Source organism: Cohnella hashimotonis (assembly GCF_030014955.1).
Taxonomy (GTDB): Bacteria; Bacillota; Bacilli; order Paenibacillales; family Paenibacillaceae; genus Cohnella; species Cohnella hashimotonis.
Window position 1 is genome coordinate 783,649 of record NZ_JAGRPV010000001.1, and the last position, 16,041, is coordinate 799,689.

11 protein-coding genes are annotated in these 16,041 nt (G+C 58.6%); 8 read left to right on the top strand and 3 right to left on the bottom strand.

What is annotated here, in order from left to right; translation table 11 throughout:
- Nucleotides 1-70: 70 nt before the first annotated feature.
- The 8 genes from KB449_RS03145 to KB449_RS03180 all read left to right on the top strand — a co-directional run bounded on the left by KB449_RS03145 (nt 71) and on the right by KB449_RS03180 (nt 13,032).
- A complete protein-coding gene (locus KB449_RS03145; RefSeq protein WP_282906970.1) occupies nt 71-1,903 on the top strand; it encodes a glycosyltransferase family 2 protein in 1,833 nt (610 codons plus the stop codon).
- Nucleotides 1,904-2,609: 706 nt separating this feature from the next.
- The gene (locus tag KB449_RS03150) at nt 2,610-4,982 is read left to right on the top strand and encodes an ATP-dependent helicase (RefSeq protein WP_282906971.1); all 2,373 of its coding nucleotides are present in this window, start codon (nt 2,610-2,612) and stop codon (nt 4,980-4,982) included.
- Between the two features lie 124 nt (nt 4,983-5,106).
- On the top strand, nt 5,107-5,604 hold the full coding sequence (locus KB449_RS03155; RefSeq protein ID WP_282906972.1) for a hypothetical protein: 498 nt from the start codon (nt 5,107-5,109) through the stop codon (nt 5,602-5,604).
- Nucleotides 5,605-5,785: 181 nt separating this feature from the next.
- A complete protein-coding gene (locus tag KB449_RS03160; RefSeq protein WP_282906973.1) occupies nt 5,786-6,661 on the top strand; it encodes an ROK family protein in 876 nt (291 codons plus the stop codon).
- A gap of 10 nt (nt 6,662-6,671) precedes the next feature.
- The gene (locus KB449_RS03165; protein WP_282906974.1) at nt 6,672-7,628 is read left to right on the top strand and encodes a hypothetical protein; all 957 of its coding nucleotides are present in this window, start codon (nt 6,672-6,674) and stop codon (nt 7,626-7,628) included.
- A 38-nt stretch (nt 7,629-7,666) separates the two neighbouring features.
- Complete coding sequence (locus KB449_RS03170) at nt 7,667-8,716, top strand: lactonase family protein (protein ID WP_282906975.1); 1,050 nt, start codon at nt 7,667-7,669, stop codon at nt 8,714-8,716.
- Between the two features lie 358 nt (nt 8,717-9,074).
- Nucleotides 9,075-9,737: a response regulator transcription factor gene (locus KB449_RS03175; protein WP_282906976.1), complete on the top strand. Its 663-nt coding sequence runs from the start codon at nt 9,075-9,077 to the stop codon at nt 9,735-9,737.
- A 34-nt stretch (nt 9,738-9,771) separates the two neighbouring features.
- A complete protein-coding gene (locus KB449_RS03180; protein WP_282906977.1) occupies nt 9,772-13,032 on the top strand; it encodes an ATP-binding protein in 3,261 nt (1,086 codons plus the stop codon).
- Nucleotides 13,033-13,787: 755 nt separating this feature from the next.
- Here the strand turns inward: KB449_RS03180 and KB449_RS03185 are convergent.
- The 3 genes from KB449_RS03185 to KB449_RS03195 form a co-directional block, all read right to left on the bottom strand.
- Nucleotides 13,788-14,552 (bottom strand): transposase, encoded by a 765-nt coding sequence (locus KB449_RS03185; RefSeq protein ID WP_282906978.1) that lies wholly within the window; start codon nt 14,550-14,552, stop codon nt 13,788-13,790.
- A gap of 295 nt (nt 14,553-14,847) precedes the next feature.
- Nucleotides 14,848-15,453, bottom strand: a complete 606-nt coding sequence (locus KB449_RS03190; RefSeq protein ID WP_282906979.1) for a hypothetical protein — start codon at nt 15,451-15,453, stop codon at nt 14,848-14,850.
- A 140-nt stretch (nt 15,454-15,593) separates the two neighbouring features.
- Nucleotides 15,594-15,929 (bottom strand): L,D-transpeptidase, encoded by a 336-nt coding sequence (locus KB449_RS03195; protein ID WP_282906980.1) that lies wholly within the window; start codon nt 15,927-15,929, stop codon nt 15,594-15,596.
- Nucleotides 15,930-16,041 lie beyond the last annotated feature (112 nt).

Here is a 16,041-nt window from a genome sequence, read left to right on the forward strand (position 1 = left end):
TCTTTTGACAAGGACGATGAATTTTGGATACTGGCGCTAAGCGATCATACTGGCAGTTAGGAGACTGGGAATGAAGACAAGCATCGTGATTCTGGCACAGCATCCGTCCTTGTTCGAGGACTGTCTGGCTGCTATTCATAAACATACGCCAGAGGCGTGTGAGCTTATTGTCGTGAACGACGGGGCGTCTTTCGAAATATTCAGTCTCATTGAGAGGTACTCGGATACTCCGATAAAGACCATAGCGACAACGGAACGTCGTGGCGTCGCTGCCGGCTACAATCTGGGCGCTTCGGCAGCGAGCGGCGAGCGTATCGTGCTTATACGCGACTCCGTCACCGTGGGACCGAACTGGTTTTCCGTTTTGTCCGCGTGTCTGAATGCGCATCCCGACGCAATGATGGCCGGGCCGCTCAGCAGCGGGATCAGCGGGCAGCAGAATGCGCGCATTGCTGCGGAGATCTTAAACAAACTGACGCCCGAGGCGAGGACCGAAGCGCTCGCTGCAAACGGGAAGTCGCAAAGCGTGAGCAGGCTACTTCATCTGTTATTATTGGTTCGCAAAGACCTATTCGACGAGCTGGGCGGATTCGACGAGCGGTTCGCGTTGGAGTCTTACGAAGACGACGATCTGTGCTATAGGGCGCTTCTAGCGGGTTACCGCTTGTTCATTGCGAATAATTGTTATGTTCGTTATACGCCGCCCCCGACGCTTTTTCCGGAAGACCCGGATTGGTTCGCCAGGCAATTGGGGCATAATCGGCAAGCCGGCATCGAGAAGTGGGGTTCCGATCTGACGGAGCTATTATATCAATGGAAGCGGTCTGTGAAGGTCAGTCTATGCATGATCGTTAAGAACGAGGAGGAAACGCTGGAGCGCTGTCTATCTAGCGTAGCGGACCTTGTAGACGAGATTGTGATTGTAGACACCGGCTCGACAGACAGGACGAAAAATATCGCCGGCAAGTTCGACGCTCGCATTTTCGATTTTCAATGGGTGAACGATTTTTCCAAAGCGCGCAATTACGCTTTTAGTCAGGCTACCCAAGAATACCTTTTATGGCTCGATGCCGACGATATTCTGCTTCCGGCGGACAGGGAGAAGTTTAAGACGCTTGTATCCGCGCTGCCCGTCCATGTAGACGTCGTCTCTATGCATTACCATCTGAGCAGAGACGAATACGGCAATGTCACCAGCAGCCTGCGGAGAAACCGGCTCTTGCGAAGGAGCATGGGCTACCGGTGGGTTGGAGCGGTGCACGAGTACGTAGAGGTTCACGGGTCGACGCTGAATAGAGATATCGCAGTCACGCATGACCGGGTACACACCAATTCGTCCCGCAACCTGCATATTTATGAAGGCAAAATGGCTGCCGGAGAGACGTTCAGCCCCAGGGATACGTACTACTTTGCCAACGAGCTTTACGAACATGGGCAATGGGAGAGGGCGGCGGAGCAGTACGAGAAGCTCCTCGCGTTCGAGCATGTCTGGATCGAGGACCGGATCGGGGCATGCGGCAAAGCTTCCGAATGCTATCACCAGCTGGGGCGCAATCATGAGGCCAAGCTCAAAGCGCTTCAGTCGTTTGCCTACGCGCTTCCGAGAGCGGAGAATTGCTGCAGGCTCGGCATGTTCCATCTCTCGGAAAATGCATACCGGGAGGCGGCATGGTGGTACAGGCTGGCCTCGGAACTGGAGATGCCGACGGATTCAAGCGCGCTGCTTCAGCATGCCTGCTGGACGTGGCTTCCGCATATCCAGCTTTGCGTTTGCCACGACCGCATGGGCGAGTATGCGCTCGCTTATGAGGAAAACGAGTTGGCGGCGCAATATATTCCGAACGACAGCCGAATCGGGGCCAACCGATCTTACTTGAAGAGTCGATTGGAGCAAACAAAGTAAGCCATATGGAGGTCTTCATTACAATGAGCAGGCCGCGGTTAACATTATCTATGGTCGTTCGAAACGAAAGCGGGGAATACCTGATGCGAGTCTTCTCGCAACATCGGAGCTATATCGACGACGGCGGTTATCGTAGACGACGGAAGTACGGACAATACCGTGTAGCTCTGTCTGCGGGCATTTGCGGGGATTCCTGTCCGAACGATCCGTAATGACGAGCTCAAGTTCGGCAACGAGATCGCGCTGCGCAAGCAGCAGCTCCGATGATTCAGCGTCAATATTATCATCAGTGAAATAAAACGCGCTCTGACTGGGAGGCCAATTTAGCTCCTGCAGCGATTCTAAAAAATAACATAGAATGACCGACGTCTGCCTAATCGGGCTACCGATGAGAATGTTGGGTCAGGACATCAGGATCCGCTCCATGTTTTTGTTATAATACGGTTTCATCGATTCGAATGACCCTTCAGACGGTCGAAGCGCTTATGCGCTTCTAACGGGTCGTCCGATCCGGACTCTTCTGAAATGCTGCCGTTTTTAACGGCTCGCCACAAAGCTGGAAAAATTGGAGTTTCGGACGGCTTCCGGAAGTACTCCTATCTGTTGAACTTGATGCGTTCGTGTTCCAAAGTCTGGAACAACCATATTTTACAATGGTTTTTCTTTGATCTCCAATGAATATTACATAGATGCTATAATCGGAACTATGAATACGACGACGAACCACGAACGATTTTTCGAACGCAAGCGGCGGGAGGCCGGCGTCCAACTGAATGAGGTCCAGAAGCAGGCGGTCCTTCATACCGAGGGGCCGCTTCTTCTGCTGGCGTCGCCCGGTTCGGGCAAGACGACGACGCTGATGATGCGGACAGGGTACCTGATCGCGGAAAAGGGGGTCAACCCGGCCCGGATCAAAGCGGTGACCTTCAGCCGGGCTTCGGCGCGGGATATGGCGGAGCGGTTTGCGGCGCTGTTCCCCGAGCTCGCCGGCGCCAAGGTCGGCTTTTCGACGATCCACAGCTTCGCCTTCGAGGTGGTGCGCGCATACTACCTGGCGCGGGGCGAAGCCTATCAGCTCATCGAGGGCGAGATCGAGCAGGAGGCAGAGGACGAGCTGCGGGCAGCGGATCTGCCGGTGCTGCACAAGAAGCCGATTCTTCGCCAGCTGTACCGGACGATGACGGGCGGCGGCAGCCTGACCGAGGACCAGATGGAGGACCTGACGACCTATATCAGCTATATCAAAAATAAAATGCTGCCCGAGGACCGTTGGAGCGAGGCGAAATGCGAGCTGAAGGACGCGGACAAGCTGCTGCGCGCCTACGAGCGCTATAAGCGCGAGGGGACCGATCGGCTGCTGCTGGATTTTGACGATATGCTGACGGTCTGCCACCTCGCGCTGTCCGAGGACCCGCGGCTGCTCCGCCGTTATCAGCACAGATACGATTACCTCTTGACCGACGAGAGCCAGGACACCTCGCTCGTCCAGTTCGGCATCGTCGGCTTGCTGGCCGCCTCGCATGGCAACCTTTGCGTCGTCGCAGACGACGATCAGAGCATCTACGGCTGGCGCGGGGCGGAACCCGGCTATCTGCTCGATTTCAAGTCCCATTATCCGGCGGCCGAGGTGCTCAAGATGGAGCGCAACTACCGATCGGCGCCCGAGATCGTGGAGACGGCTGCGCGCTTCATCCGGCGCAACAAGAACCGTTACGACAAGGCGATGTACACGAAAAATCCGTCCGGCGGCCGCGTCTCCCTGCGCATGCTGGCCGACTACAAGGCTCAGGCGAAGTACGTGACAGCGGCGCTGACGGGAACTCCTGCAGGCTCGCCTTCGGGCACGACCGCCGTGCTGTACCGCAACCATACGTCCGCCCTCGTCCTCGTCAACGCGCTCGACCGCGCGGGCATTCCGTTTAATCTGAAGGACGGGGATAAGCGCTTCTTTTCGCACTGGGTGGTCGAGGACGTGCTGAACTTCATGCGGATGGCGTACACGGACCGCAGGCCCGAGCTGCTGGAGAAGATTTATCCGAAGCTGGCGGGCTACATCACGCGGGAGCAGATGGGCGCGCTGCTGCGCATCGGAGGCTCTGCGGCTTCTGTCTTCGACACGCTGATCGAGCGAGTGCCGCTCAAAGAGTACCAGGTCAAGCAGCTCAAAGAGAACAAGGATACGTTCGGACGGATGCAGGCGATGAACGCGCGGCAGGCGATCCGCACGATCCGCTACAACCTCGGCTACGAGCGGGCGATCGAGCGGCTGTGCGAACGATTCGGCTTTCGGCAGGAGATGCTGCTCGGCGTGTTGAACACGCTCGAGGACATTGCCGACGGCCTGGATTCGATGACGGACTTCGCCGAGCGGCTGAAGTACCTCGAGACCCTGCTGCGCAGCGCCAAGTCGCGCAGTCGCGACCCGGAGGCTGTCACGCTGTCGACGTTCCATAGCGCGAAGGGACTCGAGTTCGATCGCGTATATATGATCGATCTCGCGGAAGGCGTCATTCCTTCGAACGAGGATATCAAGAAGTATGACAAGGGCGATGCGGCCGATATGGAGGAAGCCGTGCGCCTGTTCTATGTCGGCATGACGCGGGCGAAGCGGCACCTGGAGCTCATCGTCTACCAGAAGAAAGACGGGGCCGCGATCAAGGAGTCGCGCTTTATGACGGCGGTACGCAGCTTCGGCGCGGATGCGAGCGAAGCCGGAGGCGCGCGGACTTCGGCAGGCCAGACGCGCTTGGGCAGCGATGGACGGGCCGGGTACGCTGGACGAACGGGACCAGCGGGAGCGGTGGGCGCAACGCGCACATCGTCGCGGCCTGCCGGCGTCGGCGTCCCGGGCCGGCTTGCGCTGACGGCGGTTCCCCTGGCGACCGCATGGCAGGGCGAGCTGCCCGCGTACTTGAAGCCCGGGGCGCGCGTCTCGCACCGGACGTTCGGCTCCGGCGTCATCTTGTCGGCGGACGCGGAGGCGATTCGCGTGTCGTTCGCCGAGGGAGACAAAAAACTGCTTACGCAGGTGTGCATGGAGCTGGGGCTGCTGAAGCCGGAAAAGCAGCGGGTCACGTGACGCGGTGCAATGACGGGCGTGACCGGAGTCACGCATTTCGGTGACCGCTCGGACGACAGCTGTGACTGATGTCGGCGGCGGTGTGGGCTATGATAGGGGAAGCAGACGAGAAGGAGGACTTCGCGTGTCCCGTTATTCGACCAAACCCCTCTCCGAGAGACTGGGGCTCAGGCCCTACCAAAGACTTTATTTTGAAGGCGCGCCGCTGATCTATTTAGACTCGCTCGGTCCGTCGCCCGCGGGCATACGGTTTCTGGATACGCCGGCAGGGCCGATCGACTTTATTCATTTGTTCGTCAGGACGCAGGCCGAGCTGGAAGGCCGAATTCCTCTGCTGGCCGAGCAGCTGTCGTCCAGAGGCATGCTCTGGGTGTCCTGGCTGAAGAGCCGGGCGCTGCTCCATAACGGCATCGACGATAAAGATGTCGCGAGGGTCGGCGCCGCATGCGGCTTGTCCGACGTCAAAACCTGCGAGATCGACGAGACGTGGACGGGACGCAAGCTCGTTTTTCGGAAAAAAGGGCGTCCCCGGTCGAACGGTTATGCAGGCGTAACTTACGCCGCAGCGATCGGTCGGCTAGATCGGAGGGAGTTTTCGGTCGTGTCCGCGGGAATTCGATGATTCACCGCACTTACGCTACCGGACAAGAGAGCCCATACGCTGGGCTCCTTTTCGCGTTGCTCGGCTGAGCAGGCTGTGAAAATGCAGGCAGAGATGATGCGCTTCGTTGAACTCGGCGTTCGGTTCAGAGTAAAATGGACATAGCGCAGCTATAGCAGATACATAGGAGGAACATTTTTTCATGCGTATAGGAGCAATCGAAGCGGGCGGCACCAAGTTCGTCTGCGGCATCGGCAATGAGAGCGGAACGATCGAAGACCGGGTGAGTTTCCCTACGGAGCATCCGGAGAAGACGCTTGCGCAGGTTTTCGAATACTTTAAAGGCAAGGCAGTGGAGTCCATCGGCATAGGCTCCTTCGGTCCGATCAATATCGACGAGGCGAGTCCGGCTTACGGCTATGTGACGACGACGCCCAAGCCGGGATGGTCCGGTTATCCGTTTCTCCCGGCGATGAAGCAGCAGTTCGACGTGCCGCTGGGCTGGGACACGGACGTCAACGCGGCCGCGCTTGGCGAGGCGACCTGGGGCGCGGCGGCCGGTCTCGACAGCTGCGTCTACTATACGATCGGCACGGGCGTCGGCGTCGGCGTTTACGCCGAGGGCAAGCTGGTGCACGGGCTCGTGCATCCGGAAGGCGGGCACGTGCTCGTGCGGCGCCATCCGGAGGACAAATACGAAGGCTTCTGCCCGTATCACGGAGATTGCCTCGAAGGGCTCGCGGCGGGTCCCGCGCTTCAAGGCCGGTGGAAGGTGCCGGGCAGCGAACTGCCGCCGGATCATCCTGCCTGGGCGATGGAGGCTTACTACATCGGCCAAGCCGTAGCGAACGCGGTGCTGATGCTGTCGCCCAAGCGCGTCATTCTCGGCGGCGGCGTCATGCATCAGCCGCAGCTGTTCCCGCTCGTGCGCGCGGAGGTGCTGAAGGCGCTGAACGGCTATGTGCATTCCGACGCGCTGGCGGCGGGCATCGACGGCTACATCGTGTCGCCGGGCCTTGGCGATAACGCCGGGCTGTCCGGGGCGCTGGCGCTGGGCTTGCGGGCGCTGGACCGCTAAGGGCCGGCGGATGGACACGTCGCCCAGGCCAAGCGTAGGGACGCAGCCGGACAAGCCTGCAGGCCTGTCCGGCATGGGCCAGGAAGCCGCTGGACCGACGGCTGTGCGAGCTGACAATGATTGGACGGCCGAGCGTCCTGAGGGACGCCGCGGCAGGCGGATCCTGCGGGTCGGCGTCGTATTGCTCGTCTTTGCGGCAGCGCTTGCTCTGCTGGCATTCCTCATGCTGCGCACGGGCGACGGCCGATCAGGGTTGCAGGCGAAGCCGGTTCCCCATCCGCCCTCGCTTTACGATTACGGCACGGCCGCGGCCGCTAACGGCATGACGCTCCACTATCTGAAGACGGCGCCCTCCAACGTGACGCTTACGGTCGTGCGCGACAATGTCGCGATCGCACCCTATTACGGGATCAACGGGGGGTTCTTCTATGACAGCTCGCTGCTCAGCATGGCGATCGTCGACGGGATGCCCGTTGCGGGAGACGGCAGCGCGACCGGCGGTTTCGGATCGGGTGCGGAAAATGTGAAGTACGCCCGAGGAACGCTGGTGTGGGACCGCGAGTCGGAGCGGCACAGCGTACAGGTTGCGAGCAATGCGGCTGAGTTAAACGTGGCGAACCACGCCCGCTATTGGGCGCAGGGCGGAATCTCGATGAGCCTGGGCCGCGACGCGTCGTGGCACGACCAGGCGGTTGCCGAGCATGCGCCGTTCATGGACGAGCCCAGGCTGCGAACCGGCGCCGTATACGACGACGAAGGAAGCCTTTACCTCGTCGTCAGCGAGAACCGGGGGACGCTGGCCGATTTTCGCGCCGCGATCCTGGAGGTGCTCGGCGGCCAGGGACGTCCCGCGCTCGCGGACGGCATCTTCCTCGACGGAGACGGCTCCTCGCAGCTTCGCAGCCGCGAAGCTTCTCTCAGGGGAGACCTTCGGCCCGTGGTTCAGATGATTTCGCTGCTCGATTAAGGGGCTGTCCCACTTCGCATCGATTATAGGAGGTTCATATGTCGGAATCTTATGCACCGCTGTTCGTCGGATCGTACCAATCGGCGGATCGACAAGGTATTCATATCTTGCGGTTCGATACTGAGTCCGGCTCCCTGTCCAAGCTAGGCGGCGTCGCCGGCATCGACAATCCTTCGTTCCTTGCCTACCATTCGGAGACGAGCGTGCTGTACGCGGTCAGCGAGACCGATCCGGACGGTGGAGTCGTTGCCTATGCGTACGATGCGGCTACGCATGTGCTGACCGAGATCAACCGGCAGCCCTCGCAGGGCGGCGCGCCTTGCCATCTGGCGATCGATCCAACGGGAGCATGGCTTTCGTTGGTCAACTATACGGGCGGCAACATCAGCCTCTACCCGATCGGAGAGCGCGGAGCGCTGGGAGAGCCGGTTCAGTCGGTTGCCCACCAAGGCAGCAGCATCAATGCCGAACGCCAGGAAGGTCCGCATCCGCATTCAATCTATGCAGTGCCTGGCACATCCTATTTCCTGGTCAGCGATCTCGGGACGGACAAAATCTACGCATACCGTCTAGACGCGGCAGCCGGTCGACTTGAGGCCGTGCGCGAGACGAGCGTGACGCCGGGCGCCGGTCCGCGCCATCTCGCATTGCATCCGACCCGCCCGTACGTCTATCTGATCGACGAATTATTGAGCCGGATCGTCGTATTCCGACTAAATGCCGACGAAGGATCGCTTGAGCCGCTGCAAACGGTATCCGCGCTCCCGGAGGATTACGGCGGGGAGAGCTACTGCGCCGAGGTTGCGGTTTCGGCTGACGGCCGGTACGTATACGGCTCCAACCGCGGCCACGACAGCATCGTCTCCTTCCGCGTCGGAGAAGACGGCTGCCTGTCGCTGATCGGCCACACGCCGAGCGGCGGCCATTTCCCGCGCCACTTTCTGTTGCTCCCCGATGGCCGCTGGCTGCTCACCGCCAACCAGAACGGCGACAACATCGTCGTTATGCGCATCGACGAAGATGGCTTTCCGCAGCATGCGGGCAGCGAATACAGCATGATTAAGCCGGTTTGCGTACGTCTGGGTTGATTGGGCTTCAGGCGACATGAAAAAAGGGCAACTTCGAGGGCAAGCCTTCGAAGCTGCCCTTTTGTGTTTTACGTTAAAAGACGCCTTACCCCGCCCGCCCAGGGGCCTTTGTCGCCATTTACGCTCAAACTGCCCGTGCTGTATACAATCGGCCAGTGCCGCTGTCACCATGACTTCGTCATGACCGTCATATGACTTGGGATGATAGACCTATGACACGGCAGCATCAGTCATGCATTGGTCATTGCTTTGCCTGCGGCTATATCCGGTCAGCGGGGCGTCTGCTAGAATCAGGGGAGAACGGTTGCGTAAAACGGATACACATTCGGCGCGCAACGATAGAACGGGGGCATACAACATGGTCCGAATCGTCATCGCGGACGATCAGCGGCTGATGCGCGAGGGGTTGCAGACGATCCTGCAGCTGGAGGACGATATGGATGTCGTCTGCACGGCGGAGAACGGGCGGGAAGCCTACGAGGCGGCAGGCATTTATAGGCCCCATATCGTTCTCATGGACATCAAGATGCCCGTTATGGACGGCATCGAGGCGATGAAGCTGATCAAGCGCGAATATCCGAAGACGATCGTGCTTATTCTGACGACGTTCGCGGAGGATAAATATATCGTTGCCGCGATGGCGGGCGGCGCGGACGGATTTCTGCTCAAGGACATCGCGGCGGAACGCGTCGTCCTGACGGTGCGGGAGGCGATGGAAGGCGAGCTGCTTCTGCCTCCGGTCATCGCCGCGAAGCTGGCGTCCAGACTGACGGCCACCGATACGTACGACTTCGACGAGACGAAGCTGCACAAGATGGGCCTGTTTTTTACCGAGCGCGAGCGCAAGATCATTCTCCTCCTGATCGAGGGTTATTCGAACAAGCAGATTGCCGTTACGCTTTTCATGAGCGAAGGTACCGTGCGCAACTACGTCAGCGTTATCTACGGCAAGATCGGAACCAACGACCGGCGAGCGGCCGTCGGGATCATGAAGGAGCTGCTGCAGAGTGAATACCGTTAAGGCGCCTCTACCTTTTCTGTGGAGAAGTTTGGTTTTGATCGCCATATGCCTGATGACGGTGCTGCTGCCGGCGAGTCTCAAAGGGCCGCACGGCGAGGCCGGCGGCGAATATTTAATCACATACCTCGGCAAGTGGAAGGTATTATGGGGCGAGCGGAAAGAGGACAGCACCGACCGTTGGCTGCCGTTTGACGACAAGGCAAAGGAACGGCTGAAAACGTATCGGGGCGTATTTTGGCTGGAAAAAGAGATGCCCAAGCTCGAGACTGCCGATCCCAATCTGCTGCTGCTGTATGGCAAGTCTTTTGAAGTGTATGAGAACGACCGGCTCCTGCTTCGGTACAATATGGACCATCCGGATCCGTATTTGAATCCCTATTTGACCTATCAAGTCGTCAAGCTGACGCCTGGCAACCAGCCTCGCGAACTGGCGCTTAAAATGGTCTGGGATCGGCATGCGATGCCGCAAAACTGGAACGTAATCGGAAATCGTTATTTGATTGACCGTCTAACCGTGCAAAACGACTGGGTGCCCGCTCTGTTCTCAATCATATTCGCGAGCGCTTCCGCCGCGGCATTTATGATATTCGTCCGAAGACGGCAGGAGCGTCTGTATCTTTGGTTTGCGTTGATTACCGGGTGCGCTGGCATTGGATTTTTTTCCATGCTTGTGTCCGTGCGCCTGTTTTTGGATTTGCCGGTAACGCATCTGCAATATTTCCGCGATCTTTTATTTCCGCTCGCCATGTTCGGATTAATCGGCTTTATTGGCAATGTGCTTCACGGCCGTTACCGGAGATTTTACCGATGGATGGGAGCGGCGGTATTGGGGTATACGGCCGTCGCCGCCGTGTCTTCGCTTGTTTCTCCTTATTTTTATAGCAAGTTGACCTTAGAATGGGCCATTCTCCCGTTTTCAGTTGTTTTTATTCTGATGAGCTACACGGTATTGCGAAGCAGAGCCTCGCTCGTGCTGCGAAGCAGCGAGGAATTCAAGTGGCTGCTTCTCGGCTACGGCGTTCTTATACTTGGCGCTTGCTTGCATTTAATTAATCTTTCGGCTGATACCTTATTCGGAATCGATCTGGAACGCATCATGCCGTTGTGGACATTTCTTCTGGTTCTTTACGGACTTCAGCTTAGCCTGCTGATCTTCGCAGGCTGCCTGGGGATGATCGTTCTCGGCCGTTTTTCGGAAGTATATCGGTCCTTGCAGCACAATGCGGCGGAGCTGGAGACGGCGAACCGGGAACTGGGGACATTGTCGAGATTAAAGGATGATTTTCTGAGCCATACTTCCCATGAACTGCGTACGCCGCTGCACGGCATCGCAGGCTTGGCGGATGCCTTGTTGGACGGTGCTGCAGGTCCGGTCGGCGGCGAGATGCAACGTAATTTGCAGCTCATCCGGACCAGCGCGGATCGTCTGCTGAACCTGGTCAACGATATTCTGGACATGGACCGGCTTAGACACGGGGATATCAAATTGAAGCTGGCGGAAGTCGATGCGCTGGGCGCGTGCGAGACCGTTGCTGCTGCGCTGGCCCCGCTCGCGAAGCGCAAAGGGCTGGAGCTCTTGGTGGAGAGAGCCGATGTCGAAACGGGCGGCAAGCGGCTGACCGTCATTGCAGATTCGGCCAGGCTCGAACAAATCTTGTACAATCTGATCGGCAACGCCATTCGATACACGGAATCTGGGCAGGTCCTGGTGTCTGCTGTGCGTGAAGAGGAGGGCATCCGAATCGTCATAGCTGACAGTGGTTCGGGCATTTCGCCGGAGCGTCTGGAGATGCTGTTCGAGCCGTTCGGGGCCGCAGCGTCTGATTATGGGGGCGGAATGGGGCTCGGCCTTCCGATCACCAACCGCCTGGTCCGGCTGCACGGCGGCGAGCTCGCGCTTCATTCGGAGCTCGGTAAAGGAACGACGGCTTCGTTCATACTGCCAGCCGCACCCGGACGCGAGGCGGCAGCAGAGACCGGCTTCGTCGGCAACGGTCCACGAAGATATGAAGACGAAGGAGCGGAAGTCACCGCACCAACGGAAAGGAACGGCACGGGCAAGGCCGGCGATGAAGGATCCCAGGCGGAACCGGTGTTCCCGGTGCTGCCATCGGACCTAGGGAGCTACGGGAAGCTGCATGCGGGCGAGTGGCCGGTGAGTTCAACGGCGAGTGAAGAGCGCCGTCCATTGATTCTGATTGCGGACGATCAACCGGTTAATCTGGAGGTGCTGAGGCACTATCTGCGTCGAAGCGGCTATCGGCTGGTAGAGACGGCAAATGGTGCTGAAGCGGCTGCCTGGCTGGAACACAACGGGAAGCCGGACCTGATGCTGCTGGACGTCATGATGCCCGGCAAGACCGGCTACGAAGTGTGCCGTCTCGCGCGCGAGCGGTGGTCGGCCAGCGAGCTGCCGATCATCCTGCTGTCCGCGCAGAACAGGTTGGACCGACTGACGCTCGGCTTCGATTCAGGCGCGAACGATTACCTGACCAAGCCGTTCTCCCAAGGCGAACTGCTCGCGAGAGTGGATATACAGCTCAAGCTGGCTCAATTCCATCTCTCGCTCGAGGAGCTCGTGCGCAGGCGGACCGAGGAGCTCGAAGAAGCGAACCGCCATCTGGCCGGATCGGTCAAAGAGACGGCGGAGGCGTTGGCCGAAGTGTCGGTGCTCGAAGAGCGCAGTCGGATCGCGCACGACATGCACGATCTGGTCGGACATTCGCTGACGGCGGCGATCGTGCAGATCGAAGCGGCCAAAAAGCTCTCGGACCGCGATCTGCCTCGTTCCGTGGAGCGAATGAACGCAGCCGGCGAGATGATCCGCAAAGGCTTGAACGACGTCAGACGAACGGTACGGATGCTGAAGGACGACGAAGCGGGCTTCGATCTGCAGGAGGCGCTGCGGGAGCTGATCCGGGACAGCACGGGCCAGGCGGATGTTTTGTTCGAGTATCGGCCCGACCCGCTGCCGCCGATGGGGGCGCTCGCACAGAAGGTCGTCTACCACGCCTTGATGGAAGGCATTACAAACGGTCTGCGCCATGGACGGTGCGGTCGCTTCCGCTTCATTCTAGCGGAAGAGGGCAACTGGGTGAGATTCGAGCTCGTAAGCGACGGCGAGCCTTATGGAGCCTCCAAGCCAGGCTTCGGGCTCAGCGCCATGATGGAACGCGTCCACCTGCTTGGCGGCACAGTAACGATCGGCGAGGCCGATCCGGGCGTCGGCTGCAGGCTGGTTATCATGCTGCCCCTGGAAGAAACCACCGCAAGGCGGCCGGATCTACCTGCATGAATAAGCCAAGACCGGCGGCCCGAATCAAGCAAGCCAATAAGGCGGGCTCACGTAACTATTTAATTACGCGAGTCCGCTTTTTGCGTGGGGGAAATTCCAGTAAATGGAGTAATGTATTGAAAGGAAAACCTCTTCTGCCCGTTTTAACAATATCCCCTTCGTTCAGGAAAGATAAGAACCAGACATTATATCGCCGTGGGCAACGAATTTAGACAAACAGTAGCATGGATTCCTTTTGATCAGGAAGGTTAGGTACGTGGGGCAACGAAGATATACAAACAGGAACTTGGATCCCCTTTGGTCAGGAAGGTTAGGTATGAGGGGCAGCGTAGATATACAAAGAGGAATACGAATGACCTTGATCAGGGGAAGTTGACATCTGAAGGCGGCGTAGATAACGAACAGGAAATTGATCCCCTTCGCTCAGGGTCGTACGTAGAGGGGGCAGCATAGCTAAATTGAAAAAGAGCTTGGATCTTCTCGATAAGGGAAGATAGGTCTTTGCATCCCCCTCAACCGGAAAAGATCAACAGAGATGCCAGCTAACTTAAAACTGGCAGCCCAAAGAGGAGCATTCCTACTATCCGGTATGGCGCTGGCTTCGTGCTTGGCGTCTGAACGCCCAGGGGATCGGTCTGGTGCCAGAGCGAGTGCCGACCAGTCGACGATAGGTAATGGTCTCGGTTCTGCCACAGCAGGAGATAAGCTCAGCCATCATGTCGTTGCGGCAAAGGAGACGGCGGAAGCAGAACTCGTTAAGGTAGGCCTGCAGATGCTTGGGGCCGATCCCGCCGAATGTCCATGTCAGCCAGCGTACGGCCTCGCGCCAGGCGACATGCAGCGCGGTTGGGCCGCGATGACCGCGAGCCAGCCGTTCCGTACGATGCTGCCCCGTCGGCGACGTGCTTCTGTACAAACCGTTCCACTGTCTCCTCGCAGTCCGCGCTATGCCTGGTCGCATCGTCGCCTTCCGGGCCGTCGACCGCTTTCATTTTCAAATGAACGATATCTCCTACGCCATTGACAGAGGCGCCGACTACGATCGGCTGCGGCTTGAGCGCTTCCTGCATCAGAAGGCTGCCGATATAGCGATGGTATTCATAACCATAATACTCGTCCAACAGCTGCAGATCGCCGTCCAACGGCCGTTCGAGATCCCATACGCCGATCGCATGTCGGAGCTTATGGTTCATGAGCCAGGCTGTCTTATAAGTAACGCGAATCAGCTCTGCAAGCCGACGGGCGCTGATTCCAAGCTGCATCAAAAACATGGCCTGAAACCACTTCATCAGCGGCGTGCGCGAGCCTTCGAGCGCCGTGCCGGCCGTAAGAGAGGTCTGATGCGCACAGGAACGGCACTCAAACAGGGGGCGCTGGCGGCACGTTAATTGATAATATTGCGTATGCTCGCAACGGGGACAACGGAAGCCATCCGGCCACTTGGCGGCAAACAGGGCATGCTCGCAATCTTCCTGACAGAAGTCGGGCATGGCGTCCTGAATCGGGTAGCGGCTGGGCATAACGATCCCTCCATTAAGAACGTTTGTTCTCATTTTAACAGAATGTGGATGGAAATGCGACAACTTTTTTCTGAGAAAATAGAGGAAAACTGGCGGCGCTGTGCGGGACTGAGGGAGCGGGATACGGCATTCTACACGTTCCTGATTGAAGGGGATATTGTTAAAACGGACGGAGATACATATGTATAGGTGGGGTCTGTATAATTATGGAAAACCGATATGTTAGGCCTATGAATCCCGGTAAAAAAAGGCGGGGCGGTCGCAAATTAAACCGTCCCGCCCGTACTGCCCCTGTTCATTGCGCCGGCGTCGGCGAGGGCACGCGATCTGTCGCTGCGACGTCCGCCTCGGTTGAATCCGTTTGTCCGCTCGTATCGTTCGTATCGTTCGTATCGTTCGTATCGACCGACGGGGCGGCTCCGACGGCGCCTGCAGCGGTGCCGTGGAGAATGACCGGCCGACTGAGCTCGGCTCGAAGCTCCTCCAGCTGGCCCAACTCCCGGCGAAGCCGCTGCAATTCGGATTCGCGCTGCCGGATCTGCAGCACGACGGCCTTGATGCGCTCCTCCAGCTCGCGTATATCCTCGGACTCGACGATCGCAGCCTCGAGGTCGCAGCCGAACTGATCGGCCGCCCACAGATCCGCGGCGATGCGCCCCTCCGCCAGGTAATGCTCCTTGTACAGATCGAATATCGCGTTAATGGCTCTGCGGCTGTCCCATCCGAGAATCCGCACGCCGCTCTTGGCATGCTCGGCCGCCATCGCCAAGTGAAATTCCTTCAGCGGTCCCCGCGCGGCCTCCGCTTTGTCGAGAAGGGCCGCAAAAGCGGGATAAATTAATCTGAACAGTTCGGCCGCTTCCTGAAGATCGAGCTCTTCCGTGCCGGCAGCTTCCGTCATGTCATCCCAACCTTTATACTCGAATTCTTCCTATCCTACCAAAGAACGGGCGCAGTTTCGAGTTTCTCAGGAAAAGTTAATCTGAAAAGGGCTGCCGGCCCCGAAAATGCCACCAATTGTGCGACGGTTGACTGGGAAAGCTACGGACGGATCGTTACCCGCGTGCCGATAGGTACGATCTGAGAGAGCGCGAGAACGTCTTCATTGTACATGCGGATGCAGCCGTGCGATACGTAATGGCCGATCGATGCGGGATCATTCGTGCCGTGAATGCCGTAATGGGGCTTGGACAGTCCCATCCAGAACGCGCCGAACGGTCCGCCGGGCTGCGCCTGCTTGTTGACGATGCGGTACTCGCCCGTCGGCGTCTGCGTCACCATCCGGCCGATGCCGACCGGGTAGCCGTTCACGACCGTATCTTCTTGCAGCAAGTAGAGCATGCGGTCCGACAGATCGACGATAATCCGGTATGCCATACGGATCCCTCCCGTTCTATGGTCAGCTTATGCGAAAGATGGTACCGCGTTCGCGTCTTGCGCGCTAAGCATGCTTCCGATAAGCTTGGCTTCAAGGACTGACGACGGAGAA

Excerpts from the sequence above, each read along its gene's own strand:
- KB449_RS03145 (WP_282906970.1), top strand. The coding sequence starts at position 71 with ATGAAGACAAGCATCGTGATTCTGGCACAGCATCCGTCCTTGTTCGAG.
- KB449_RS03150 (WP_282906971.1), top strand. The coding sequence starts at position 2,610 with ATGAATACGACGACGAACCACGAACGATTTTTCGAACGCAAGCGGCGG.
- KB449_RS03160 (WP_282906973.1), top strand. The coding sequence starts at position 5,786 with ATGCGTATAGGAGCAATCGAAGCGGGCGGCACCAAGTTCGTCTGCGGC.
- KB449_RS03165 (WP_282906974.1), top strand. The coding sequence starts at position 6,672 with ATGGACACGTCGCCCAGGCCAAGCGTAGGGACGCAGCCGGACAAGCCT.
- KB449_RS03170 (WP_282906975.1), top strand. The coding sequence starts at position 7,667 with ATGTCGGAATCTTATGCACCGCTGTTCGTCGGATCGTACCAATCGGCG.
- KB449_RS03175 (WP_282906976.1), top strand. The coding sequence starts at position 9,075 with ATGGTCCGAATCGTCATCGCGGACGATCAGCGGCTGATGCGCGAGGGG.
- KB449_RS03185 (WP_282906978.1), bottom strand. The coding sequence starts at position 14,552 with ATGCCCAGCCGCTACCCGATTCAGGACGCCATGCCCGACTTCTGTCAG.
- KB449_RS03190 (WP_282906979.1), bottom strand. The coding sequence starts at position 15,453 with ATGACGGAAGCTGCCGGCACGGAAGAGCTCGATCTTCAGGAAGCGGCC.
- KB449_RS03195 (WP_282906980.1), bottom strand. The coding sequence starts at position 15,929 with ATGGCATACCGGATTATCGTCGATCTGTCGGACCGCATGCTCTACTTG.